Annotated in this window: 19 protein-coding genes; 8 read left to right on the top strand and 11 right to left on the bottom strand. The window is 51.0% G+C overall.

What is annotated here, in order from left to right; all coding sequences use genetic code 11:
* Positions 1-152: 152 nt before the first annotated feature.
* The gene (gene hrpA / locus MUG06_RS04790) at positions 153-4,055 is read left to right on the top strand and encodes an ATP-dependent RNA helicase HrpA (protein ID WP_243077876.1); all 3,903 of its coding nucleotides are present in this window, start codon (positions 153-155) and stop codon (positions 4,053-4,055) included.
* Between the two features lie 119 nt (positions 4,056-4,174).
* On the opposite strand, the gene MUG06_RS04795 is transcribed toward hrpA, so the two are convergent.
* The 5 genes from MUG06_RS04795 to rstA form a co-directional block, all read right to left on the bottom strand.
* Entirely contained in the window at positions 4,175-4,984 is an 810-nt protein-coding gene (locus MUG06_RS04795; protein WP_243077877.1) for a serine protease, read from the bottom strand.
* 269 nt (positions 4,985-5,253) lie between these two features.
* On the bottom strand, positions 5,254-5,667 hold the full coding sequence (asr, locus tag MUG06_RS04800) for an acid resistance repetitive basic protein Asr (protein ID WP_243077878.1): 414 nt from the start codon (positions 5,665-5,667) through the stop codon (positions 5,254-5,256).
* A gap of 171 nt (positions 5,668-5,838) precedes the next feature.
* Positions 5,839-7,326 (bottom strand): carboxypeptidase M32, encoded by a 1,488-nt coding sequence (locus MUG06_RS04805; RefSeq protein WP_243077879.1) that lies wholly within the window; start codon positions 7,324-7,326, stop codon positions 5,839-5,841.
* A gap of 21 nt (positions 7,327-7,347) precedes the next feature.
* Positions 7,348-8,649, bottom strand: a complete 1,302-nt coding sequence (gene rstB, locus MUG06_RS04810; protein ID WP_243077880.1) for a two-component system sensor histidine kinase RstB — start codon at positions 8,647-8,649, stop codon at positions 7,348-7,350.
* A complete protein-coding gene (gene rstA / locus MUG06_RS04815; RefSeq protein WP_215846760.1) occupies positions 8,646-9,371 on the bottom strand; it encodes a two-component system response regulator RstA in 726 nt (241 codons plus the stop codon). Before rstA ends, rstB begins: the two co-directional genes overlap by 4 nt.
* Positions 9,372-9,552: 181 nt before the next feature.
* On the opposite strand from rstA, the gene MUG06_RS04820 reads away from it, so the two are divergent.
* The gene (locus MUG06_RS04820) at positions 9,553-9,966 is read left to right on the top strand and encodes a hypothetical protein (protein ID WP_215846761.1); all 414 of its coding nucleotides are present in this window, start codon (positions 9,553-9,555) and stop codon (positions 9,964-9,966) included.
* Here MUG06_RS04820 and MUG06_RS04825 read toward each other — a convergent pair.
* Entirely contained in the window at positions 9,963-11,354 is a 1,392-nt protein-coding gene (locus MUG06_RS04825) for an amino acid permease (protein ID WP_243077881.1), read from the bottom strand. The genes MUG06_RS04820 and MUG06_RS04825 overlap by 4 nt on opposite strands.
* A 204-nt stretch (positions 11,355-11,558) precedes the next feature.
* Positions 11,559-12,515 (bottom strand): DUF1471 family protein YdgH, encoded by a 957-nt coding sequence (gene ydgH, locus MUG06_RS04830; RefSeq protein ID WP_215846763.1) that lies wholly within the window; start codon positions 12,513-12,515, stop codon positions 11,559-11,561.
* 542 nt (positions 12,516-13,057) lie between these two features.
* Here ydgH and pntA point away from each other — a divergent pair.
* Together pntA and pntB are read left to right on the top strand one after the other, a co-directional pair.
* Positions 13,058-14,587 carry a Re/Si-specific NAD(P)(+) transhydrogenase subunit alpha gene (gene pntA / locus MUG06_RS04835; protein ID WP_243077882.1) on the top strand — a complete coding sequence of 510 codons (1,530 nt, stop codon included), beginning with the start codon at positions 13,058-13,060 and terminating at the stop codon, positions 14,585-14,587.
* A 3-nt stretch (positions 14,588-14,590) separates the two neighbouring features.
* Positions 14,591-15,979 carry a Re/Si-specific NAD(P)(+) transhydrogenase subunit beta gene (gene pntB, locus MUG06_RS04840; RefSeq protein ID WP_215846765.1) on the top strand — a complete coding sequence of 463 codons (1,389 nt, stop codon included), beginning with the start codon at positions 14,591-14,593 and terminating at the stop codon, positions 15,977-15,979.
* Positions 15,980-16,039: 60 nt separating this feature from the next.
* On the opposite strand, the gene uspE is transcribed toward pntB, so the two are convergent.
* Together uspE and MUG06_RS04850 are read right to left on the bottom strand one after the other, a co-directional pair.
* Positions 16,040-16,996, bottom strand: a complete 957-nt coding sequence (gene uspE / locus MUG06_RS04845; RefSeq protein WP_215846766.1) for a universal stress protein UspE — start codon at positions 16,994-16,996, stop codon at positions 16,040-16,042.
* A gap of 119 nt (positions 16,997-17,115) precedes the next feature.
* Positions 17,116-17,868 (bottom strand): FNR family transcription factor, encoded by a 753-nt coding sequence (locus MUG06_RS04850; protein ID WP_215846767.1) that lies wholly within the window; start codon positions 17,866-17,868, stop codon positions 17,116-17,118.
* A gap of 313 nt (positions 17,869-18,181) precedes the next feature.
* On the opposite strand from MUG06_RS04850, the gene smrA reads away from it, so the two are divergent.
* Positions 18,182-18,748 (top strand): DNA endonuclease SmrA, encoded by a 567-nt coding sequence (smrA, locus tag MUG06_RS04855; RefSeq protein ID WP_243077883.1) that lies wholly within the window; start codon positions 18,182-18,184, stop codon positions 18,746-18,748.
* Here the strand turns inward: smrA and MUG06_RS04860 are convergent.
* The gene (locus MUG06_RS04860; protein WP_243077884.1) at positions 18,745-19,665 is read right to left on the bottom strand and encodes a LysR substrate-binding domain-containing protein; all 921 of its coding nucleotides are present in this window, start codon (positions 19,663-19,665) and stop codon (positions 18,745-18,747) included. The genes smrA and MUG06_RS04860 overlap by 4 nt on opposite strands.
* A 328-nt stretch (positions 19,666-19,993) precedes the next feature.
* Here MUG06_RS04860 and MUG06_RS04865 point away from each other — a divergent pair, with 328 nt between their 5' ends.
* Both MUG06_RS04865 and MUG06_RS04870 read left to right on the top strand, forming a co-directional pair.
* Positions 19,994-21,328 carry an aromatic acid/H+ symport family MFS transporter gene (locus tag MUG06_RS04865; RefSeq protein ID WP_243077885.1) on the top strand — a complete coding sequence of 445 codons (1,335 nt, stop codon included), beginning with the start codon at positions 19,994-19,996 and terminating at the stop codon, positions 21,326-21,328.
* Between the two features lie 67 nt (positions 21,329-21,395).
* The gene (locus MUG06_RS04870) at positions 21,396-22,736 is read left to right on the top strand and encodes a VOC family protein (RefSeq protein WP_243077886.1); all 1,341 of its coding nucleotides are present in this window, start codon (positions 21,396-21,398) and stop codon (positions 22,734-22,736) included.
* A 40-nt stretch (positions 22,737-22,776) separates the two neighbouring features.
* On the opposite strand, the gene MUG06_RS04875 is transcribed toward MUG06_RS04870, so the two are convergent.
* The gene (locus MUG06_RS04875; protein ID WP_243077887.1) at positions 22,777-23,211 is read right to left on the bottom strand and encodes a DoxX family protein; all 435 of its coding nucleotides are present in this window, start codon (positions 23,209-23,211) and stop codon (positions 22,777-22,779) included.
* A gap of 191 nt (positions 23,212-23,402) precedes the next feature.
* Between MUG06_RS04875 and MUG06_RS04880 the strand changes: the two genes are divergently transcribed.
* Positions 23,403-24,923, top strand: coding sequence for a carboxylesterase/lipase family protein (locus MUG06_RS04880; protein ID WP_243077888.1), 1,521 nt, complete (start codon positions 23,403-23,405; stop codon positions 24,921-24,923).
* The last annotated feature ends 159 nt before the right edge of the window (positions 24,924-25,082 follow it).

The raw sequence follows: 25,082 nt of genomic DNA on the forward strand, positions 1-25,082 counted from the left end.
TTTATTGAATAAGCTTCACGTGCGCCCGGTCTCGGCAACGCCTGAAATGTGCTATTATGCGCACAATTATTTTATTGAATCAGCTGGTTATCCCAGCCCCATTGGGCGCTGTATTTCACAGCGACACCGTCTGAGTAAGGTACGTCATTACTATGTCATCACCGGATAATTCTTCTCTCGCGCCGCTCTGGTCGCGGCTTGATGCTGTGATGCTGCGCGATCGGCAGCGTTTGCAGCGTCGTTTGCATGGCGCAAAAAAAGTTAAAAATAGTGAAGCGCAACAAGGGATTGTGGCGGAGCTGGAGCAAGATTTTGCCGCAGCTGAACAGCGTGTTGCACAGCGCATCGCGGCCACGCCAACCATCACTTTCCCCGAAAATTTGCCGGTCAGCCAAAAGCAGCAAGAGATTGCTGACGCGATTCGCGAACATCAGGTGGTGATCGTGGCCGGTGAAACCGGTTCGGGTAAAACCACGCAGCTGCCAAAAATTTGCTTAACGCTGGGACGCGGCGTGAAAGGGCTGATTGGCCACACGCAGCCACGTCGCCTGGCTGCACGTACCGTAGCGAACCGTATTGCGGATGAGCTGGATACCTCGTTGGGTGGCTGCATCGGTTACAAGGTGCGCTTTAACGATCAGGTCAGCGAAACGACCCAAGTGAAGCTGATGACTGACGGTATTTTGCTGGCAGAAATTCAGCAAGACCGCCTGCTGCTGCAATATGACACCATTATTATCGATGAGGCGCACGAGCGCAGTCTTAACATCGATTTTCTGTTGGGTTATCTGCGCGAGCTGTTGCCGCGTCGTCCCGATCTGAAAATCATCATTACTTCAGCCACTATCGATCCACAGCGTTTTTCACGTCACTTTAATAACGCGCCGGTAATTGAAGTTTCAGGCCGTACTTATCCGGTTGAAGTGCGTTATCGCCCGATTGTGGAAGACGCTGACGATGGCGACCGCGATCAGTTACAAGCCATTTTCGATGCCGTTGATGAGCTGGGCCATGAAAGCGCCGGTGATATTTTGATATTCATGAGCGGCGAGCGTGAAATCCGTGATACCGCGGATGCACTCACCAAGCGTGACTTACCGCATACCGAGATTTTGCCGCTCTACGCGCGCTTATCCAATGCTGAGCAAAACCGCGTGTTTCAGTCGCACAGCGGACGTCGCATTGTGCTGGCAACCAACGTGGCAGAAACCTCGTTGACCGTGCCGGGTATCAAATATGTTATCGATCCCGGCACCGCGCGTATCAGCCGCTACAGCTTCCGTACCAAAGTGCAGCGCTTGCCGATTGAGCCAATTTCTCAAGCGTCGGCAAATCAGCGTAAAGGGCGTTGCGGGCGCGTATCGGAAGGGATCTGTATTCGCCTGTTTTCCGAAGATGATTTCCTGAGTCGCCCGGCCTTTACCGATCCTGAAATTTTGCGTACCAACCTGGCTTCGGTAATTTTGCAGATGACCGCGCTGGGATTAGGCGATATCGCTGCGTTCCCGTTTGTGGAAGCGCCCGATCGCCGCAATATTCAGGACGGCGTGCGCCTGCTGGAAGAGCTGGGCGCGCTGACGCTGAACGAAGAGGATGGGCACTACAAACTCACCCCTTCAGGACGCCAGCTGGCGCAGTTGCCGGTCGATCCGCGTTTGGCCCGTATGGTGCTGGAAGCGCAAAAATATGGCTGCGTACGTGAAGTGATGATTATCACTGCGGGCTTGTCGATTCAGGATCCGCGTGAACGTCCGGCGGAGAAAAAGCAGGCTTCGGATGAAAAGCATCGCCGCTTCGCTGATAAAGAGTCCGATTTCCTCGCCTTCGTTAATCTGTGGAATTACCTCAGCGAGCAGCAAAAGGCGTTGTCCGGCAATCTGTTCCGTCGCCAGTGTAAAACCGATTTTCTTAACTACTTACGCGTGCGCGAATGGCAGGACATTTACACGCAACTGCGTCAGGTGGTACGTGAACTGGGGATCCCTGTTAACAGCGAACCCGCTGGGTTCCGCGAAGTTCACTGTGCGTTGCTGACAGGTTTGTTATCGCATATCGGCCAAAAAGATGCCGACAAGCAAGAGTTTACCGGCGCACGCAATGCACGCTTCGCCATTTTCCCGGGTTCTGGTTTGTTCAAAAAGCCGCCCAAATGGACAATGGTGGCTGAACTGGTGGAAACCAGCCGCTTGTGGGGCCGCATCGCTGCACGCATCGATCCAGAATGGATCGAGCCGCTGGCACAGCATTTGATCAAACGCAGCTACAGCGAACCGCATTGGGAGAAGGCTCAAGGCGCGGTGATGGCGACGGAAAAAGTCACGCTTTATGGGTTGCCTATCGTTGCGGGCCGCAAAGTCAATTATGGTCGCATTGATGCGACATTGAGCCGAGAGCTGTTTATTCGCCATGCGCTGGTGGAAGGTGACTGGCAGACGCGTCACGCCTTTTTCCGCACCAACCAGAAGTTGCGCAGCGAAGTCGAAGATTTGGAACACAAATCACGTCGTCGTGACATTTTAGTCGATGATGAAACGCTGTTTGCGTTCTATGACCAGCGCGTCGGCAAAGAGGTGGTCTCCGCTAAGCATTTCGACAGCTGGTGGAAGCGGGCCAGCCGCGAGAATGCGGAACTGCTCAACTTTGATAAGCAGATGCTGATCAAAGAGGGCGCGGATAAGGTCAGTCAGCTTGACTACCCGAACTTCTGGCATCAAGGCAATCTCAAACTGAAGCTGAGTTATCAGTTTGAACCCGGCGCCGATGCGGATGGCGTGACGGTGCATATTCCGTTGCCGCTGCTGAATCAGGTTGAGGATCAGGGTTTCGAATGGCAGATCCCAGGCATTCGCCGCGAACTCGTCATTGCGCTGATTAAATCGCTGCCGAAGCCGCTGCGCCGTAATTTGGTGCCCGCACCCAACTATGCCGACGCCTTCTTAGGGCGCGTGACCGCGATGGAAATGCCGCTGTTGGATGCGTTAGCGCGAGAGTTTCGTCGTATGACCGGCGTCACGCTGGAACGTGAAAACTGGCAATGGGAACAGGTACCCGATCATCTCAAAATGACCTTCCGCATTATCGATGAACACAATCGTAAGCTGCAGGAAGGCAAAGATTTAACGGCGCTGAAAGCGCAGCTTAAAGGGAAAGTGCAGGAAACGTTGTCGAAAGTGGCAGATGACGGGCTGGAGCAGAGCGGCCTGCATATCTGGAGCTTTGGTGATTTACCGCGCAGCTATGAACAGAAGCGCGGCAGTTATCAGGTAAAAGCCTGGCCAGCGCTGGTGGATGAAAAGGATAGCGTCGCGATTCGCCTGTTCGACAGCGAGCAGGAGCAGCAGAAAATGATGTGGCGCGGTCAACGCCGCTTGCTGCTGCTTAACATCCCGTCGCCGGTTAAATATTTGCACGAGAAACTGCCGAACAAAGCCAAACTGGGACTCTATTTCAATCCGTACGGCAAAGTACTGGAGCTGATAGATGACTGTATCGCCTGCGGAATCGATAAGCTGATCGCAGAGGCGGGCGGGCCAGCCTGGCAACAGGACGATTTTGCCCAGCTGCATGAAAAAGTTCGCGCTGAGCTGAATGAAACGGTGGTCACCATCGCGAAGCAGGTTGAGCAGATCTTGACCGTGGTGTTCAACATCAACAAGCGTTTGAAAGGGCGCGTTGATATGACGCTGGCTCTGGCGCTTTCCGATATCAAAGCGCAGATGAATGGCTTGGTTTATCGTGGGTTTGTCACGGGCAACGGCTGGAAACATTTAGCGGATACGTTGCGCTATTTGCAGGGCATTGAGCGTCGGCTGGAGAAATTGCCTGTCGATCCGCACAGCGATCGTGCGCGCATGCTCCGTGTGCAGGCAGTTGAGCAGGCTTATCAGGCATGGCGCAATAAACTGCCGCCACAGCGTTTGGATGACGAAGAGGTGCTGAATATTCGCTGGATGATAGAAGAGTTAAGGATCAGCTTATTTGCTCAGCAGCTTGGCACGCCTTATCCGATCTCAGATAAACGTATTATGCAGAGCATGGAGCAGATTGCCGGATAGGTGTTTGGCATCAGTCATAAAGCCTCGGCCACAAGGATGTGGCGGGCGAGGCTAAATATGGATTGAAGCCTTATCAACGCGTGTCGGTTATTGCTGTCACATGCGCTTTTGCCAAACGTTTACTGCGCCAGTGCTTCCAGTTTATCGCGGAACGACGTCACGGAAATGGCGCGATTATCCGCCAGATAACGATCTTTAGCCGCCGGGGCTGAACTCTGCACCGCTATCAATTGCCAGCCTTTATCACCATTCAGTAACAGAGGCGATCCGCTATCGCCGGGCAGCGTATCACATTGATGTGATAGCACCGCGCGCTGCGCCCAGCCCGTAATCACACAGTCGCTGTGCGAGTAGAGCGTATCAAGGTGATCTTCCGGGTATCCCGCTTGTGTCACTTTACGATCGGCTTGTTTCAACGCGGCAGTAAGATCGCTGCGCGAGCCTTCAAACAGCGGAATAGGTGTAATAGCCGAGGGCGGATTACGCAGAATCACTAAGCCGTAATCAAGCGGAGCCGCATTGCTCGGGACGATCCATCCTTCGCCATCAGCCTTCAAACGTTTAGCCAGTGAAGGTTCAACGCGCGCATCAATATCGTGGATTTCATAGCGCCAGCCTTTATCGCTGGCCATAAAACGCAGCGCCACCGGTTTATCAAAATTACCGGGCGGGGTTAACAAACAGTGACCAGCAGTTAACGCCAGATGGGGTGAAATCAGCGTAGCCGTGCACAGGTTGCCGCTCTCGGTTTCAAGTTGACCGATGGCATCCCAAGGTACAGCGGTGATATCGCTGATCGCTTTACGGTGATCTTTACCAAAGAACAGCGTCTTGATCTCGTCAGGATTGGGCGCGTCATCATCTTCATCGGCATGTACAACGGTGTTAAAACTGAATAATCCAACAAGTAACAAGATAGCCAGGCGCATAGTTCTCTCAATGGCGAGAATAAGTAGAGGATAAGGTCATCACGCTTGAGCGATAACTATAGTCGGTGAGCGGTTAAAAAGGGAGTTTTATTGGGATTATCAGCACACTACAACGACTAAATAAAAAAGCAGGCTGCGACTACGCCGCACAGGATCATCACAATCAATATAATTTCGAAGCGATAGCGATGCACCATTTCAGCCACTCCATTAAACAAACACCCGGCAAAACCGGGTGCTTTTAATCATTCACGCTTCAGGACTAAGTCTTATTTTTTAGCAGCAGCTTTCACAACTTTTTTGTGATGAACTTTTTTAGCAGCCTGCGCTTTCTGCGGAGCGGCTTTCTTCACAGCTTTTTTGTGATGAACTTTCTTAGCAGCCTGCGCTTTCTGAGCCGCATCTTTCTTCATCGCTTTCTTGTGGTGAACTTTCTTAGCGGCCTGTGCTTTTTGAGCGGCATCTTTCTTCGCCACTTTTTTGTGATGAACTTTTTTAGCAGCCTGCGCTTTCTGGGCAGCCGCTTTGTGATGTTTCTTGTGTGCAGTTTTATGCACAGTTTTTGCTGGCGCTGCGGTGGTTGTGGTGGCAGCAGCAGCTGGCGCAGCTGTTGTTTCAGCAGCGAAAGCAACAGAAGAGATACCCATAGCAGCGGCGATCACCAGCGCAAATAATTTTTTCATTGCAAAATTCCTCGGACGATTTTTTCATGTGTAGCCCACTGCGGGGCCGGTGAAAAGACTATATGCAAAACCCGTCACGGCTTCCGTGGGTGATTGGTATCGGCGTGTAACGGATTGTACGAAGCGAGGAAGGCAATGAGAAAAGAGGGCGGCCAAACGACCGCCGAAAGCTTAGTTGTGCAGATAACGTTGTTCAAGATGCTGACGGAAATAGTGTGGATTAAGGGCTTCGCCAGTGGCGTTCAACAGCAGTTGCTCGGTTGAAAAACGGCTGCCGTGCTGCCAGATATTCTGTTGTAGCCAGTTAAATACCGGCTGCAAATCCCCTTCACGAATCAGCTCACTTAACTGCGGAATCGCTTTTTTCACCGCCTGGAACAGCTGCGCCGCGTACATCGCACCCAAGGTGTAGGTCGGGAAGTAGCCGAATGCGCCGTCGGTCCAGTGAATATCTTGCATGCAGCCGTCGCGATAGTTGCCGCGGGTATCAATGCCCAGCGACTGCTGCATTTTCTCATCCCATAAGGCAGGAATATCGTCGACTTCAATCTCGCCTTCGATCAGCGCTCGTTCGATTTCGTAACGCAGCACCACGTGTGCTGGATAGCTCAGCTCATCGGCATCTACGCGAATATATCCCGGCTTCACCTGCTGTGTTAAACGAACAAAGTTATCAGACTGCAGTGCGGGCTGGTCACCCATCTGTATCTTTACCTGCGGCAACATGCGCTGCAGAAATTCGCGGCTGCGGCCCAACTGCATTTCCATGAACAGACTTTGCGATTCGTGAATGGCAGTGGAACGTGCGAGCGCTACCGGCTGACCACGCCACTGCTGCGGTAAGTTTTGCTCGTAACGCGCGTGGCCGGTTTCATGGATGACGCCCATCATGGCGCTGAGGAATTCATTCTCGTTATAACGCGTGGTGATGCGTACATCTTCCGGCACACCACCGCAAAATGGATGGGCGCTGACGTCAAGACGACCATGATTAAAATCGAAACCCAGCACCTTCATGATATCCAGACCCAGTTCGCGTTGCGCGTTAACGGGGAAAGGGCCTTTCGGATGGATAATCTCCTGCTGCGACTGCTTCTCCACCACTTGCTGGAGGAGGTCCGGTAACCAGGTTTTAAGCTCACCAAATGTGCTGTCGAGTTTAGCGCTGGTCATGCCTGGCTCGAAGACATCCAGTAGCGCATCGTAGCGCGAGCTGCCGTTGGCATCGGCACGCAGTTGGGCTTCTTCGCGGCTTAAGCGAACCACTTCTTTCAGGTTGGCAGAGAAGCCTTTCCAGTCGTTAGCGGGACGCTGCTGACGCCATGCATGTTCACAATGTGAACCGGCAATCGATTTTGCTTCAACCAGCGAGGCGGGCAAGAGTGTGGCTTGCTGATAAGCGCGGCGTATTTCCAGTAAATTAGCGCGATCAACGTCGTTCAGCGACTGCTGTTCTGCTTCCTGAATTAAATCACCGACGCGTTTGTCGGTTAAAATTTCATGCTGTAATACGCTCATTTCGGCCAGTGCTTCACCGCGCGCACGACTGCCGCCCGGCGGCATGGTGGTTTGCATATCGCAACCGGCAATGGCAGAAAGATGGCTGAAACGAGAAAGACGCTGAAAGATGGCGCTAAGTTGTTGATACGCTGAGGACACGTAGGGCTCCTTGTGGAAGTTTTAACGCAGCGGAATGTCCCGCAAGGGTAGATCAACCGGCCAGCAAAAGCGAACGCTGGCACCGCCGAGCGGGCTGCTTTCAATGGCGACATTGCCGCTTAACGCTTGAGCGATAGAATAAACAATCGCCAGACCCAGCCCGCAGCCGCCAGTGGCGCGGTCGCGGCTGGGATCAAGACGAACAAAAGGTTCAAACACCCGTTCGCGCTCCTCAAGGGGAATGCCGGGGCCATCATCTTCAACCTGTAAAAAGCCCAGCGAACCGTCAAACCACAGGCTGATACGCAGCCGCTGCTGCGCATAGCGCAGCGCATTGTTGACCAAATTGTCCAGTACACGCTCCATTAATCGAGTATCTGAAACGCCGTAATTTTCTCGTTGAGGTAAATCCAGATCGATTTGCGTGTGAGGATTAATCGCGCGGAAATCATCAAGCCGCTCGCGCAACCAATTGGCCAGATCCAATGATTTAAGATTTAAATCGACACGCGGACGATCGAGTCTCGCATAGGTCAGCAGCTCTTCAATTAAGCTTTCAAGCTGGCCGATATCACGATTCAATGCCGCTAGCTCCGCTTCCGTTAGGTTATCGCTCATCTCGAGCCGATAGCGCAGCCGCACCAATGGCGTGCGCAATTCATGGGCAATGCCATCAATCAGCTGCTTCTTGCTGGCCACCAGCGTATTGATGTTTTCGGCCATCTGATTAAAGGCAATACCTAAGCGAAACAGGCTGGAGGTGCTGTCAAAATGGGTACGAACATCCAGTTCTCCTCGGCCAAATCGTTGCGCTGCTTTTTCTAAGCGCTGCATCTCTTTCCAGTGCGGACGCATCCAGATGAAGACCGGTAGCGCCAGCGACATGCCGATGAACACCAGCAGTGCGATGTCCAACAGCCGCATTTGATGAAGGTAGAACAGATAGGGAATGGGGCCGACAGATAAAACGTAATGGCTGCGCGGGATATGCTGCAAGAAAGTATATTGATCGTCGAGGGCGACGATTTCACCCGCGTGCAGGCGCCGCATATCGATCTCATCAAGCTGATATTTACTCATCGGTTCAATATGCAGATCAAACGACAAACCGAGATCGAGACTTTTAACGGTTTTATTCCAGTCGCGTGGTGGAATTTCACGCAGTTCGCTGCGGATTAAATAGAGCGAGCTGGCCATCAAGTCATTCATTGATTGTCGCCCGGCACGTTCAGCGGTGAATTTGTAGACCAATCCCACCAGCAACGTCATCACCAGAAAGCAGACAAACAGCAGCAGATAAAACTGGATAAAAAGCTTTCTCATACTGAACGGGTATCCCACGCCTGCGGCGCAAAAAGATAGCCTTTGTTACGAATGGTTTTTATGCGAAAAGGTTCGGTTGCACTGTCATGCAGCTTTTTGCGCAGGCGCGAAATGGCGACATCAATACTGCGATCCAAGCCATCGTAGCTTACGCCGCGTAAGGTTTTCAGCAGCGCATCGCGGTTGAGGATCTGTCCGGCATGGTTGGCTAAAAACCACAACAGCTCAAAATCAGCGGTGGAAAGGGCGATCTGCTCATCGAACAGCGTCACCTGGCGATTGAGTGCGTCGATGGTTAGCGAGCCGAAACGCAGCATTTTATGCGGTGCGATGATCGCAGGGGCTTCGCCAGGCTGACTTTGCTGTGACTGACGCAAATGCAGACGCAATCGAGCCAGTAAAACAGCCGGGGGCGTGGTTTTAAGGATGTAATCTTGCGCGCCCATCTCAAGCGCCAAGATGTGGTTCATGTCGCTGTCGAGCGACGTCAGCAACACAATGGGACCTTGCCAATTTGCACGCAAATCACGGCAAATTGTCATGCCATCTTTGCCCGGCAACATGATATCCAGCATCACCAGATCCGGTTGTTCCTGGGCAATGGTTGCCTCGGCACGATCCCCGCGCGTTTCTACAATGACCTCAATATCATGACGTCCCAGATAAGCGGCAATCAGTGATCCCACTTCAGGTTCATCTTCAACGTAAACGATTCTGTTCATATTTTACTAACAAGGCATGTAAGTATGGAATGCAGCATAACTTTTCCTGGTCCTGAGCTCTACGCGACCGCACGAAATATCCTTATGTTACTGGTATAGAACCCGCAAAATGTGCCATCATTAGCCCTGCGTTTTTTGCGCAAGTTTCGGAACCGTAACGATAAACATGAGGAGCGTGAGTGTGTCTGATAAAGAGCTGGCATCAGCCATATACAGTGACCGCATCTGCTTCAATTACAGTGATTTTCTTTCCGCATCTTGCAAGAAACGTTGGAGTTTTGTTGATGCCATTTATGGCGTGTTGCCGATCTTCGGCATGGTGACACGCAAATCTGCGCACAGTTTACAGGCCACTGACGAGCACCTGAAAGAATTAGCATTACAAATCATTTCAACTCAGGTCAGCGACGAGATTAACATCGCTCGTTTGATCACCCTTGCTGAACAGCAGCACATTAACCGCTTTGATATCCAGCTTCCTTATCCGCTCTCCGAGCAGCAGCTCGACAGCATCCAGCAGGAATACCGCAAGCCGGTCGATTTAACACAGCAGGTTGACCTGCTGTGTGTCTCCATTCCCGAACAATCACATTAATTCGTTAGCTGCCACATTGCAGGCAACGTGGCAGCAATCAACAATCCCATTGCTACGCGCTCAAGCGACGTAAGCGCAATATCGCTTCGCCCGCCACGACGGGCAAACAGAAACAGCAGCAGACCCGGCGCATAAAGCACCACTGACATCAGTAGATGCAGGGGACCAGAGGCATAAAGCAGCCAAATGCCATAAGTGCTGGCACCGATGCCGATAGCCATTGGCAGCGGTTGACCTTTTCCTCGCACCACTTTAATCAGATACAAACCCACTAGCAGATAGGGCACCAGAATCATTTCTGAGGCGATATTAAGCAGCGTATTATAATCAGCCTTTGTCAGGGCAATAAGGATCAGGCAAACCTGAACGCTCCCGTTGGTCAGCCAAAGCGAGGCTGATGGGGCGTTGCGGCTGTTTTGACGTGCAATACTGCGCGGAAACGCGCCTTGCTGCGCAGCGATAAAGGGAACTTCTGCTGCCATTATCGTCCAGCTCAGATAAGCGCCACAGACGGACACAATCAATCCGGCAGCAATCACTGCATCACCCCAATTTCCCATTAAATGCGTCATCAGGCCCGCCATGGAAGGATTACGCATTTCTGCCAGTTCTGCTCGCGGCACAACGCCTAATGAAAGCAACGTCACCAGTAAATAGACCAACAACGCGGCAAGCACCGCCAGCAAGGTTGCACGGCCTACATCTTTTTTATTGCGTGCACGAGAGGAAACAACCACTGCGCCTTCAACCCCGATGAAAACCCATAAGGTGATCAGCATGGTTTGCTTGATCTGTTCCCACAGCGGTTGGCCAAGCGTGACGCCGGAAAAATCAAAGTGGAATCGGTCGTAATTGAACGCCATCACCGCCAGGACAATGAACAGCAAAAGGGGGATCAATTTACCTAAAGTGGCTAAAAGATTGATGCTGGCTGCGGTTTGTACGCCACGAAGCACCAGACAATGCACCAGCCAGAGCAAAACGGACGCTCCCAACATCGCTTGCCAGGTATTGCCATCGCCAAAAACAGTGTGATCGGGTGTGTCGGTGAAGAAGCTCAACGCGGAAAAAACGATCACCAGATAAGAGACGTTGGCGATAACCGCGCAAAGCCAATATCCCCACGCCGAGCAAAACCCCATGAGTTCGCCAAATCCTGCTCGCGCATAGGTGAATATGCCGCCATCTAGCTCGGGTTTGAGACGCGTAAGCATCAACATAGCCAACGACAGAAAAATAATCCCTACGCCCGTGATCAACCAGCCAATCAGCAACGCCGCCGGACCGGCTACGGCCGCCATGTTCTGCGGCAAGCTGAACACGCCTGCACCCAGCATAGAACTGAGCACCAACGCCGTTAAGGCACTAAGACCTAATTTTTTCTCCAAAACATCCTTCCTGCTAGCATAAGTGGCTGGGTAAAACGGCATTTATCGAATTTATATCGTAGCTTAAGCGACAGGAACGATGAAATACCCTGAAAAGCAGGCGGAAGATTTTACGGAGTGCTGAATGAGATGGCAATGCGTGAATATGCAAAAGCGGGCAGGGATTATGCAAATAACAGGGCGGCGGGCGCCGCCCTGAGAATCTTACTTAAAGATGTCTGCGGTAACAGTCAGGTTACCGCCACTTTGGTTCTGCCATTGACGCGTCACGTGATAGAACTTAGCGCCTTTATCGGCTGCACGTTTAGCGACTTCTTCAGAAATTTCGGTAGGCGATCCAAAATGCCCGGTGAAGGTCACGGTATCAAACGGCTGCATCTGCGCAGCGGTAATGGCGTTGACTTCCTGAACTGATTTACCGTTTGCCAAATTTACCGTGTAACGTTTACCGGTGGAGCTTTGTGTTTCGAAGAAGCGTCCAACATTGTTGCTTGGTGTTTCTGAAGACGCAACGTTAGGAATCTCGACATTCTTCGCTGCCGCGCCGCCCGCAGCGATAGCCGCTTTACCGGCTTCGGAATTGGCTGGGATCAGGTTAGGACTTTGCACCTTGCGCGCTTTGGCATCCGCTTTATAAACGTAAGCCGTAACGTATTGGTTACCGCCGTTGTTGGCATCAATCTGGCGCACGATAAAGAAGGAGGCTGCACCTTTCTCTTTGGCTGCTTTAGAGATGGCGTCATTAACATCCGGCTGGCTGGCAAAGAAACCGCTGGCTGATACGGTATCGAAAGGTTCAAGCATGAAGGCTTCATTTTTTGGCAATTCTTTCACGCCATTGAAGCTACGGTATTGATGTTTGTCACTGTCTGCATTAGCGGCATCGGCTTTGTAGAGATCAGCTGTCACGCGCCAGTTGCCGCTGTTTCCGTTGCTGTCATTGATGCCCTGAATGTAATAAGAGGTGGCGCCCATCTCATCTGCGCGCTTTGACACCGCGTCGGCAGCGTCGCCAATCGCGTTGAAACGGCCGGTGATATTAATACGTTCGAATGGCTTCAACGCGGCCGCTTTTTCCGGCGTCAGTTCCTGCGCAGCATATGCGTTAGCTGCTAACAGAGATAACAAGGTCGTCGCCAGAATGGTGTTCTTCAGCTTCATAAAAATGATCCTTCGCCTTACGCAAAAATGAGTACGAAAACGTGCTGGACTCTTGATGTATAACAGATTAGCCGCTGATTATTGCATGTTATAAACAGGCTGTCGCAGCCATTTTTTGCGGCATATCTCGTTAATGAAGACTCTTTTTTTCATTCATCTATGACGAAAAGATATTATGGCTGCGATCAGCGTCAATTAACCCGTTTAAGTGGTAAGGCTTAACGCTGTAACAGTTAATATATTGTTAAATAACGGTTTTTGTCGATGCGATGTGCGTCATGACACGATTTTGCTTAGCAGATAATTTTATTTAAGAGTCGATTAGCAGTGTTAAAGCACGGGATTTATTCTCTGAGACTGAATAATTGTGTGAATGTCATAAGTATGCGTTATGAGTGTAGATCGGCAGACATATTTTCAGTAGGTTATAAATACTTCGAAACAAATGCATTTCATTTATAAGCGCCTGAAACCGTGTTTCAGGCGTTGTACTGTCATGCAGGTAACAGGCGATCATCCTTTAACCGATAAAAGGGAACATTATGTTAATTGGAATTCCCAAAGAGCGGTTGTTAAACGAATCGCGCGTGGCTGCCACGCCGAAAACCGTTGAACAACTGATTAAGCTGGGTTTTAGCGTCACTGTCGAGCATGACGCCGGTAAGCGTGCAAGCTTTGATGACGAAAGTTATCGTCGCGCCGGCGCGACACTGACTGACAGCCAGCAGGTGTGGCAATCTGACATCGTCCTTAAAGTGAACGCACCTGATGATGCAGAGATTTTACTGGCGCGTGAAGGCAGCACCTTAGTGAGTTTTATTTGGCCAGCGCAAAATCCCGATCTGCTGGAAAAACTGGCGGCGCGCAATGTAACTGTCATGGCGATGGATTCAGTGCCGCGCATTTCACGCGCGCAGTCGCTTGATGCGCTGAGCTCAATGGCAAACATTGCGGGTTACCGAGCCATTGTTGAAGCCGCCCATGAGTTTGGCCGCTTTTTTACCGGTCAAATCACGGCAGCGGGTAAAGTTCCTCCCGCTAAAGTCATGGTAATTGGCGCTGGCGTAGCTGGACTCGCGGCAATTGGTGCGGCAGGCAGTTTGGGCGCTATCGTGCGTGCCTTTGATACTCGCCCTGAAGTAAAAGAGCAAGTACAGAGCATGGGTGCCGAATTTCTCGAGCTCGATTTCGAAGAGGAAGCGGGCAGCGGTGATGGCTATGCCAAAGTCATGTCGGAAGCCTTTATCAAGGCCGAAATGGCGCTGTTTGCCAGCCAGGCGCAGGATGTTGACATTATTGTTACCACCGCGTTGATTCCCGGCAAACCGGCCCCCAAACTGATCACCGAAGAGATGGTTGCCAGCATGAAACCGGGCAGCGTCATCGTTGATTTGGCGGCACAAACTGGCGGTAACTGCGCGTTAACCGTTGCCGATCAGGTTACTGTGACGCCTAATGGCGTGAAAATCATCGGTTACACCGATCTGCCAAGCCGTTTACCTACGCAGTCGTCTCAGCTTTATGGCACCAATCTGCTTAACCTGATCAAACTGTTATGCAAAGAGAAAAACGGCGAGATCGCTGTCGACTTTGATGACGTTGTGGTACGTGGCGTTACTGTGATTCGCGAGGGAGAAGTGACCTGGCCAGCTCCGCCGATTCAGGTTTCTGCTGCGCCTAAAGCGGCACCCGCTGCTCAACCGCTGAAAAAAGCGGAGGCAAAACCCGCTTCTCCAACACGTAAATACCTGCTGATTGCGCTGGCTATCGTGCTGTTCGCTTGTCTGGCAAACGTAGCACCGAGTGAATTCCTGTCGCACTTCACCGTTTTCGCGCTCTCCTGCGTGGTGGGTTATTACGTGGTGTGGAATGTCAGCCATGCGCTTCATACACCGCTAATGTCAGTCACCAACGCCATTTCCGGCATTATCGTGGTGGGAGCAGTGCTGCAAATGGGGCACGGTGGATGGGTTACGTTTATTTCCTTTATTGCGGTGCTGATCGCCAGCATCAATATTTTTGGTGGCTTTACCGTCACTCAACGCATGCTGAAAATGTTTCGTAAGGGGTAACACATGTCTGGCGGATTAGTGACTGCAGCATACATTGTTGCCGCAATTTTGTTTATTTGTAGTCTGGCTGGCCTCTCAAAACATGAGACGTCCAAGCGGGGCAATACCTTTGGTATCAGCGGCATGGCAATTGCGCTGATCGCCACCATTTTTGGCCCAGACAGTGGCAACGTGGTCTGGATTCTGTTGGCGATGGTGATTGGCGGTGCAATTGGTATTCGTCTGGCGAAAAAAGTTGAAATGACCGAAATGCCAGAGCTGGTGGCTATCCTGCACAGCTTTGTGGGTTTGGCGGCGGTATTGGTTGGTATCAACAGCTATATCGATCATGCCCCCGGTTTGCCGAATGTGATGGAGAATATCCATCTGACCGAAGTGTTTATCGGTATCTTTATTGGTGCAGTGACCTTCACCGGTTCTCTGGTGGCGTTTGGCAAACTCTGTGGCAAAATTTCGTCGCGTCCATTGATGCTGCCACATCGGCACAAGCTGAACTTGCTGGCGTTGGTGGTTTCATTCCTGCTGTTGCTGTGGTTCGTTAATACCGATAGCTCAGGCGCGCAGGTGTTTGCACTGTTTGTCATGACAGTCATTGCATTGGCGTTTGGCTGGCATCTGGTGGCCTCCATCGGCGGTGCAGACATGCCGGTCGTGGTTTCGATGCTGAACTCCTATTCAGGTTGGGCGGCGGCGGCGGCAGGTTTTATGCTGAGCAATGATTTGCTGATCGTTACCGGCGCGCTGGTTGGCTCTTCGGGTGCCATCCTCTCGTACATTATGTGTAAGGCGATGAACCGATCGTTCATCAGCGTTATTGCTGGTGGATTCGGTACTGATGTCAGCGTAGCAGGCGAGAGTGACGAAGCGGGTGAACACCGTGAAATCACGGCTGAAGAAACGGCAGAAATGTTAAAAGCCTCCACGTCGGTCATCATTACACCCGGCTATGGTATGGCGGTGGCGCAGGCGCAATATCCAGTAGCTGAAATCACTGACAAATTGCGCGCGCGGGGTATCAAAGTTCGCTTTGGTATTCATCCGGTCGCAGGACGTTTGCCTGGTCACATGAACGTGTTGCTGGCCGAAGCCAAAGTACCTTATGACGTGGTGTTGGAAATGGATGAGATCAACGATGACTTTAGCGATACCGACACGGTGCTGGTGATTGGTGCTAACGACACTGTAAACCCGGCAGCACTGGAAGATCCGCGCAGTCCAATCGCGGGTATGCCAGTGCTTGAAGTGTGGAAAGCGCAAAATGTTATCGTCTTTAAACGTTCAATGAATACCGGCTACGCTGGGGTGCAGAACCCGCTGTTCTTCAAAGACAACACACACATGTTGTTTGGCGATGCAAAAGCCAGCGTTGAAGGCATTTTAAAAGCGTTGTAATCATTAGGTATGCCATAAAAAAGGCGGCTCTATGAGCCGCCTTTTTTTGTTGAGAAGAGATTAATCTTCCTCATCTTCCTCATCGTCTAAATCAATCGGTGAAGTGAAGTCATCTGGCTTTATTGCCAGCAAATCACAACGAAGATGATCAATGACTTGTTCGGCAGTATTACCGAGGAATGCGGCGGACAATCCAGTGCGCCCAATAGTGCCTAACACCACGATACCTGCGCTGAGATGACCGGCTAAATCAGGAATCACTTCTTCCGGCAAACCTTTCGCGACGTGTGTGAACTCTTCACCAATTGAGAACTTCTGGCGTAACGCTTTCATTGCCACTAAATGCTGGCCGCGAATGGCGTCGTTATAGACGCCGGGATCGAAATCAGGCAGTTCAATGGCGATATTAATGGGTGTGATGGGATACGCGCCAACCAAATGGACTTCGGTATGATTCACCATATCGGCAAGCAGCTTGGTTTCGCGGATCAGCTTTTGGTTCAGTCCATCATGATGCGGCTCTTCGCTGGCGAGATTGACCGCGACAATCGCTTTACCGCCTTCCGGCCAAGGCTGATCTTTTACCATCCAGACTGCGCAGGGACATTTACGCAGCAAATGCCAGTCGGTGGGGGTGAAAATCACGGATTCGAGACGATCGTGCTGATGCGCCATCTTCAGGACTAAATCATGTTTCTGGCTTAGCACTTCCTGAATAATGGCTTCATAAGGGCGATTATGCCAAATAACCTTTATTTCAATCTCTATACCCGCGTCCAGATACGCTTGCGCCTGCTCACGAATCCATTCAGTTCGTTGGCTGATAACGCCCTGACGCATTGATGAGCGCTCATCTGGCGACAGCAGCGTGGTCATCTCATAAGAGAAATCATAGATAGGCAAAAAGGCTTTGATTTTGCCGCCAATGAGTTGGTTGAGATAAACCGCACGACGCAGCGCTGGCTGATCGTCCTGCTGAGCATCAATGGCAACCAGAATATTTTGGTAGCGTGACATAAGGGCATTCTCCATACACCAAAGCAATTGGATTAAAGATAGCCTATGTTTATGACGGGAAGAAGGGAAAAAGTTGTTGCCGGATCAATAAAATAACATTTTATCGACCCGGCAATTATCTATGCAGCCTGGTGACTCTGGCCGGCTAATTCAGCCAGTAAAGCGTGGTTTTCAATAGTGATGTATTTTCCTTTAACCGCCAGCATTCCGCTTTTTTGGAAGCGTCCCAGCAAGCGGCTAATCGTTTCTACCGTCAAACCAAGGTAATTACCGATATCTCCGCGCGTCATGGTGAGGCGAAATTCGCGCTGTGAGAAACCACGTTGACCAAAACGGCGAGAAAGGTTCCAAATAAAGGCAGCTAAACGCTCTTCCGCATTCTTTTTGGAGAGCAGTAAAATCATGTCTTGATCGCCTTTGATTTCACCACTCATCAAACGCATCATTTGCTGACGCAGAGCCGGCATTTTGCCAGAGAGATCGTCCAGCGTTTCGAAAGGAATTTCGCATACCATTGCCGTTTCTAATGCCTGAGCAAAACTTGGATGGTTGTTGCCCATAATGGCGTCGAAACCCACTAAGTCGCCAGCAAGATGGAAACCGGTGATCTGTTCGTCGCCCTGTTCGGTGATGGTGTAACTTTTAATGGTGCCGGAGCGAATAGCATAGAGCGATTTTAAATCATCGCCGGCTTTGAAGAGAGTTTGACCTTTCTGTATCGGTTTTTTACGCTCAATAATGTTGTCGAGCTGATCCAGCTCATGTTCGTTTAGCGTAAAAGGGATACATAACTGACTGATGCTGCAATCCTGGCAGTGAATAGCACAACCGCCTGACTGAATACGACGAATGCTGCGTTTTTCAGGGATCATAATGGTTAGCTCTACGATAATTGACTGCGGTCAATTTTAACATTTTTCAGCCCGAAGGGAACTCATCCGAGCAGTATTATCCTCACCAAGTGTAAGGATGGATTTTCCAGGCGGGAAGGGCGGCATGACGGGCCTTGGCGGTATTAAAATGTGTCATGTGTCACGAAATGTTGCCGCTTTATTGATCTCACGCACACATTTTCTTTTGATATTCTTAAGTAAAAAACAGCTTTAGCGCAGGTATTCCGCTTTTTGCTACTCTCTCTGACGGGGTCTATATTGCGACCCATCATTATATTAGGTGTGAAAAACCATGAACCTTGATGAAGACAATATTTTTCGAGATGCCATCGGTGATGTCACTCCACTGAAAGATACAGCCAACACCTTGTGGTTAAAATCCCCTTCAACCAAAGCTCCGCGTCCAACTCAGGCAGAAGCGGAGCAGGATAATTTCCTGACACGCGGCTTTCTCGATATTGTGCCGCTGGATACCTTGCTGGAATACAAAGCTGACGGTATTCAGCAAGGCGTGTTAGATAAACTCCGTAAAGGGGAATATCCACTTGATGCCAGCCTGAATCTGCTGCGTCAGCCGGTTGAAACCTGTCGTCAGGCAGTGTTTAGCTTCATCCAGCAGGCGAGAAAAGAGGGGCTACGCAATGTACTCATCATCCATGGCAAAGGGCGTGACAACGAATCTCATGCAAACATCGTACGCAGTTATCTTGCGCGCTGGCTAAAACAATTTGATGAGGTTCAAACCTTTTGCGTGGCGCAAGCCCAGCATGGCGGCAGCGGGGCGCTCTATGTCGGCATGCGCAAAACCGACAAAGCGCGCCTGGATAACTGGGAAAAGCACGCCAAACGCAGCCGCTAACTGTGAAATTTGCGAATCGTTGACATCAGTACTTCTGTACTCAAACTCAACGTATTGCCGGTGCGGGTGATGATTCCCACCGGCTCGCCCGCACCAGAAGAATTAATCGGCAATGCACATACGGCATTATGCGTGAGATCCTCTTTAATAGCGCCAGAAGGGACGAACCAAATATAGTCGTAACGCAGCGCAAGCTGTCGGGCAAGCGATGTTGAGGAGGTCTCAACACAATTAGGCGGCAATACGCAGCCTTGTTCATCAAGCATCTGCTGCGCAATTCGGCGTGGCGCCGTTCCTTCCGGTGAAATCACGACCGGCCATTGCATCGCACGGGATAATGTGACGTTGTCACATAAAAGGGGGTGTTCAGGACGAACAACCAGCTTAAGTGATTCCAGAAACAGCAGCTCATAAGTTAAACCTGCCATCATTTCGCTATCAGCCATTCGGCCAATACCAATGTCAAATTCGCCCGCTCTCAGTCCCGCTAATAAGACATTATTGTGCAGGGTTGCGACCTGTACCGTGGTATGCGGTTGCAGTTGATGAAAACGATCCAGAATTTGCGGCAACATACCCATTGCCGCTGTGGTTAGTGCGCCTAAGCGAATGATGATAGGGCGGTCAGTGAGCGGTTCATTAAAGCTTTGACCCGCATGGTTTAGCGCATCCAACACTTTTACGGCGTGTGTCAAAAACTGTTCGCCCATGGTAGTCAGCTGTGCGCCTAGTCGACCCCGCTCAAAAAGCCGAACGCCCGTTAACTCTTCCAGTTCATTCAATGTTTTCGACAGGGCAGGCTGGCTCAGGCTCAGCGTTTCTGCCGCTCTGCCTAAAGTGCCTTGCTGCGCGACGGCAACAAAAGTATGTAAGTGGCGCAGTCGTATGCGCTGATTAAAGATGATGTTTTTGTCCATTGTTCAAACTTAATGACAAACTCAAGAGGCTGGCAACCCTAAAAAATGGATTCTGTTAACTTTGCTGCAAAATAACATTAACAAATGAATTCTTAAATCGGAATACAGCAATAAGCTGCTGAATTTGATAAGAACATGCGACAAATATATTCGAGTAAGGATGCATGGTAGCCATATTACAATCAATCACTTACCAATAAAAAGGTTGAATAATTCTCAATATCATATAAAAATCGGGCGTTTTATTGTTAACGATCGGCTATCATTAGCGCCGTTTTTTTTACCAAAACTGATGTCTAATCCTGATCGCGAAGTGAGGAGTATTTCAGTGACCAGCGTCGAGGCGGTGGATGTTCGCCAGTTAATAAACCAACGTGCTTTAAGCCGTTGGCAGAAACGGTTAATCGCATTGTGTTTCATTGTGGTTGCCCTCGATGGCATGGACATCGCAATTATGGGATTTATCGCGCCAACGCTTAAAGCTGCGTGGGGCGTGACCAATCATCAGTTAGGCGTGGTCATTAGCGCAGCCTTAATAGGATTGGCTATCGGTGCAATGGTTGCCGGTCCGCTGGCCGATCGCTATGGGCGTCGAATGATGATTATCCTGAGCGTATTCTTTTTTGGCCTCTGGACGTTAGCGACCGCGCTATCGCAAAACATCGAGCAGATGATGTTGTTCCGCTTCCTGACGGGGCTTGGATTAGGGGCTGCAATGCCCAATGTCGGCACGTTAGTGGCTGAATACGCACCAGAACGCCGCCGCGCTTTTATCATCACCGTGGTGTTTTGTGGATTTACCTTTGGTGCTGCCAGCGGAGGCTTTGCTGCTTCGTGGTTGCTGCCTCGCTACGACTGGCATTCCGTTTTGTTGCTGGGCGGGATTCTACCGTTGATCGTGCTGCCGTTTTTGCTGCGCGGCCTGCCTGAATCTGTACGCTTCCTGATCAGTCGGCGCGCGCCTGCAGCGCGGATACATGCCATTTTGGAGCGTATGCTGCCTGGCACCACACGCCCAGACACCGATTTTCATGCGGTAGAAGCCGTTCCACAGCATAGCGGTGCCATCAGTACGGTTGTTTCTCCGCGCTACCTGTTTGGCAGCCTGATGCTGTGGGGCGGCTATTTTATGGGCTTGTTCCTGGTGTATCTGATTGGCAGTTGGTTGCCGTCGTTGGTCAATACTTTGGGGATGTCGGTTACGGAAGCCGCGATCATTACCGCCATGTATCAAGCTGGCGGCACGCTGGGTTCGCTGTTCGCAGGTTGGTTAATGGATCGCTTTAACGCCAACCTGGCCTTAGCGGGCATCTATTTTTGCGGGGGTATTGCAATTGTAGCGCTGGGTTTCTCACCGGCACAGGTCGGTATTATGAGCGGCATCGCCTTTTGCAGCGGCTTCTGCTTCAACGGCGCAAATACGGGAATGAATGCACTTTCTGCCAGCTATTATCCCACGCATGCGCGTGCTACCGGCTCCAGCTGGATGCACGGCGTTGGGCGCATTGGTGCCATTCTTAGCGCTTTTATCGGCGCAGAAATGCTGTCGCTGGGCTGGTCATTTAATTCCATTTTCCTGCTACTGGCTATTCCCGCTGTCATCACAACCCTGATGTTGATCTTAAAAAATCGCTACGGCTTTAAGCCGATCACAAATTCGTGATTTTTTCCGCTGGCATCAGCGCGTTGCATTAAAGTAGCTGCAACGTTCTCGGTGTCAGGTGGATAAAATGGACAACTTTCAAAGTGCGGACGCAATTCGCACACGCTTCTCTAAAGCTATGTCGGCCCTTTATCAGCAAGAAGTTCCGCAATACGGGACGCTGATGCAGCTGGTTATGACCGTCAACGAACGCACATTAGAAGCCAATGTTGGCCTAAAAAATCGTCTTTCTGCGTCAGATGAACTCAGCCGACTTAGCGTTGAACGTCACGGCGCTATTCGTGTCGGCACCGCTGACGAACTCTCCATGCTGCGACAGATGTTTGCCATAATGGGGATGTTTCCCGTTGGCTACTACGATCTTTCTCAAGCGGGCGTGCCGGTGCATTCCACCGCGTTTCGGCCCATCAGTGACACAGCTTTACGCCGCAATCCTTTTCGTGTTTTCACTTCACTGCTTCGCCTTGAATTAATCGACGATGAGCTGCTGCGCAGAAAGGCCGCAGAAATCCTTGCGGCGCGGGATATCTTTACGCCGCGTTGTCGTCAACTGATTAAACAACACCAGCAGCAAGGCGGATTGCACGCAGACGATGCGGCCATGTTTGTTGATGAAGCGCTGGAAACCTTCCGCTGGCATTCTCATAGCAGCGTTGACAGCGCCACCTATCAGGCTTTGAATCAGCAGCATCGACTGATCGCTGATGTTGTCTGCTTTCCGGGCTGCCACATCAATCACTTGACCCCGCGCACGCTGGATATTGATCGCGTGCAGGAGATGATGCCGTCACGCGGCATTGAACCCAAAACGTTGATAGAAGGTCCGCCGCGCCGTCAGGTGCCTATTTTACTGCGTCAAACCAGTTTTAAAGCGCTGGAAGAGCCGATAACCTTCAAAGATGGACATCATGGCACGCACACGGCACGCTTTGGCGAAATTGAACAGCGCGGCATAGCACTCACGCCTAAAGGGCGAGCGCTCTATGATCAACTGCTGAATAACGCGGGCAGCGGCAGCGATAATCAGCAGCATCAGCAGCATTTAGCGAGTGTGTTTGGTGCTTTTCCTGATGATGAAATTACGCTCCGCCAGCAGCAGCTTGCGTGGTTTGATTATCGTCTTAGCGAGAAAGGGTTGGCATCGCCGCCGCGCCAGCATGATGCGTTAGAAACGCTGATTGCAGAGGGCCGTGTTATCGCCGATCCCATTACGTATGAGGATTTTTTACCTGTCAGCGCGGCGGGGATTTTTCAGTCCAATTTAGGCGACAAGTCGCAGGCAAGATCGGCAGGCAAGGCCAGTCGTTCCAGCTTTGAACAGGCGTTAGGCAGTGAAGTCATCGATGAAATGCAGCTGTATGCAGATCGACAGCAGCGTTCATTACAGCGCTGCGGTTTAGAACAGTAAAAAGAAAAGGGCGACATTGCTGTCGCCCCTTCATTTCTTATTATTGCAGGCGCGTATCGCGCACCAGCGTATATTTTCCCGCACCCATCAACATTATCACCAGCGCACCTAAAAAATAGAGCGCTTCGGTTTCCAACGACCATGCACCGACATCAGAGCGATGCCATACATCGCCGCTCTTCACCAGCAACGTCGCCACCAGCATATTGATTGCAATGATGAAGGCAGCGGGACGGGTAAATAAGCCAATGATGATCATGATGGGGGCAATTATTTCCCCGATGTAAGCACCGTAAGCGATGAAATCCGGTAGACCCTTTTGCGTAAGAAGACGCGCAATCCAGCCGACGCCGTGAATAACTTTGAACTGGCCATGAAAAAGCAGCAAGCCACCAAATGTTATTCGTAACAACAGTTTACCCATTTCGGGATGATCGGCCATTCGCACAAACAGTTGGTTGATGCCACTGAACATGCGTCACGCTCCTCTACCGGATTGAATAAACAAATCTAAAGAAAAAATCGTTTACTGCATATTCAATAGTTTTGATTATCTTGTTCAGACCTTTCAACCAACCTTCGGCATATTCTGCAAATGTGTCTCAGACATAGACAATGTCTTAAGCCCTGCAAATAATGGAAAGATGCTTTAACAGGGAATCAGTGATGAAAAATGAAACAGGTCTGAGGATCATGACTGCGGAAGGCGAGTTACGAGGGAGCATGGATGATGATCTCTTTGTCTTCAAAGGTATACCTTATGCAGCCGCGCCAGAAGGCCCGCTTCGCTGGCGATCGCCGCAGCCGGTAAAGCCGTGGCAAGAGGCGCGCGATGCCACCATGTTTGGTGCTGCCAGCTGGCAGAACCGTGAATATTGCCTGGCCGTAGGCGGTGGCGATCCAGGAAATTTCAGTGAAGATTGTCTCTATCTTAATGTCTGGACACCGGACATTGAGCCGGTAAAACCGTTACCGGTCATGGTCTGGCTGCACGGTGGCGGTTACACCATCGGCGCGGGCGGTTTAGCCCCCTATAACGGTAAACCGTTAGCATCACGTGGCGCGGTGGTGGTTACGGTAAATTATCGTTTAGGCCATTTGGGATTTTTTGCCCATCCGGCGCTGGATAAAGAGTACCCCGCCAACGGCGTAGTGAATAACTTTGGTCTGCTTGACCAAATCGCTGCACTGCAATGGGTACAGCGCAATATTCCTGCTTTTGGTGGCGACCGCCGCAACGTCACACTTTTTGGTGAGTCATCGGGCGCGCGCAGTGTTCTGTCACTCTGCTGTTCTCCTTTAGCCGAAGGACTCTTTCATAAAGGAATTGTGCAAAGTGCTTACAGCTTGCCGGACACGCCGCGCAAAAAAGCGTTGCAGCAAGGCGTCAGCGTGGCAAAACACTTTGGCCTGACGGAAAATGCCAGCGCCGAACAGCTGCGTGATCTCCCCGCAGATGCGTTCTGGTCTCTGGAACAGCCACTGATGATTGGCCCGGTTCCCATAGCCGGAGATGCTGTATTACCTAAGCCGATGCTGGAAACCTTTTTCGCCGCCCGGCAACATCGGATTCCGCTTATCGCTGGCAGTAACAGCGATGAAGCCAGCGTGCTGGAATTTTTTGGTGTGGATGCCACAGCCGTATTGCACCAGCTGCGTGATAAAAATCGGATGCGCTATCGCCTGCTCAAATGGCTGTATGACATTCACGACGACCAGCGTTTGGGCCGAGCCGTTGCGCGCGATATGGCATTTAGCGTGGTGCCTTGGCTGGTGATGCGGGCTCAGCATAATATTGGTATGCCTGGCTGGCGTTACTGGTTTGATTATGTCTCCGAAAACGCCCGCGATCTTTATCCTCACGGCACCTGGCACGGTAATGAAGTGCCTTATGTGATGAATACCTTGGCTCAGATGCCGACCGCCAATGATAATCGCGCCTATACCGCGAAGGACAAGGCTTTTTCTGACCGGGTGTGTGCCTACTGGTTTGCATTTGCCCGCGATGCCAGCGAATTCAAACACCAGCTTGAGGGGGAAGTTCCCTGGCCAGTCTGGCATCCGGGTGAGGACGTTACGTTATCGCTGGGCGATGAGCGCGAAGATCGCATTGTGCTGAAGCGTAATTTTATGAAGGCGCGTATGCGGCTGTTTCGCCTGATGATGACGCACATGGTCAAACTTTAATAAGCTTGCTAATCATCAAGTGGCGTGAATGAAATCCGGTTCATCATTCCAGGCTAACTTGATGATTATTGGTTGTGTTACCCACGTCACTAAAGAATAACGCAACAATAAATTAGCCAATAAAACCGTTACATCTTCCCCATTCCCTGCCGATAAATT

It is taken from the genome of Pantoea sp. MQR6 (assembly GCF_022761075.1).
Taxonomy (GTDB): Bacteria; Pseudomonadota; Gammaproteobacteria; order Enterobacterales; family Enterobacteriaceae; genus Pantoea; species Pantoea phytostimulans.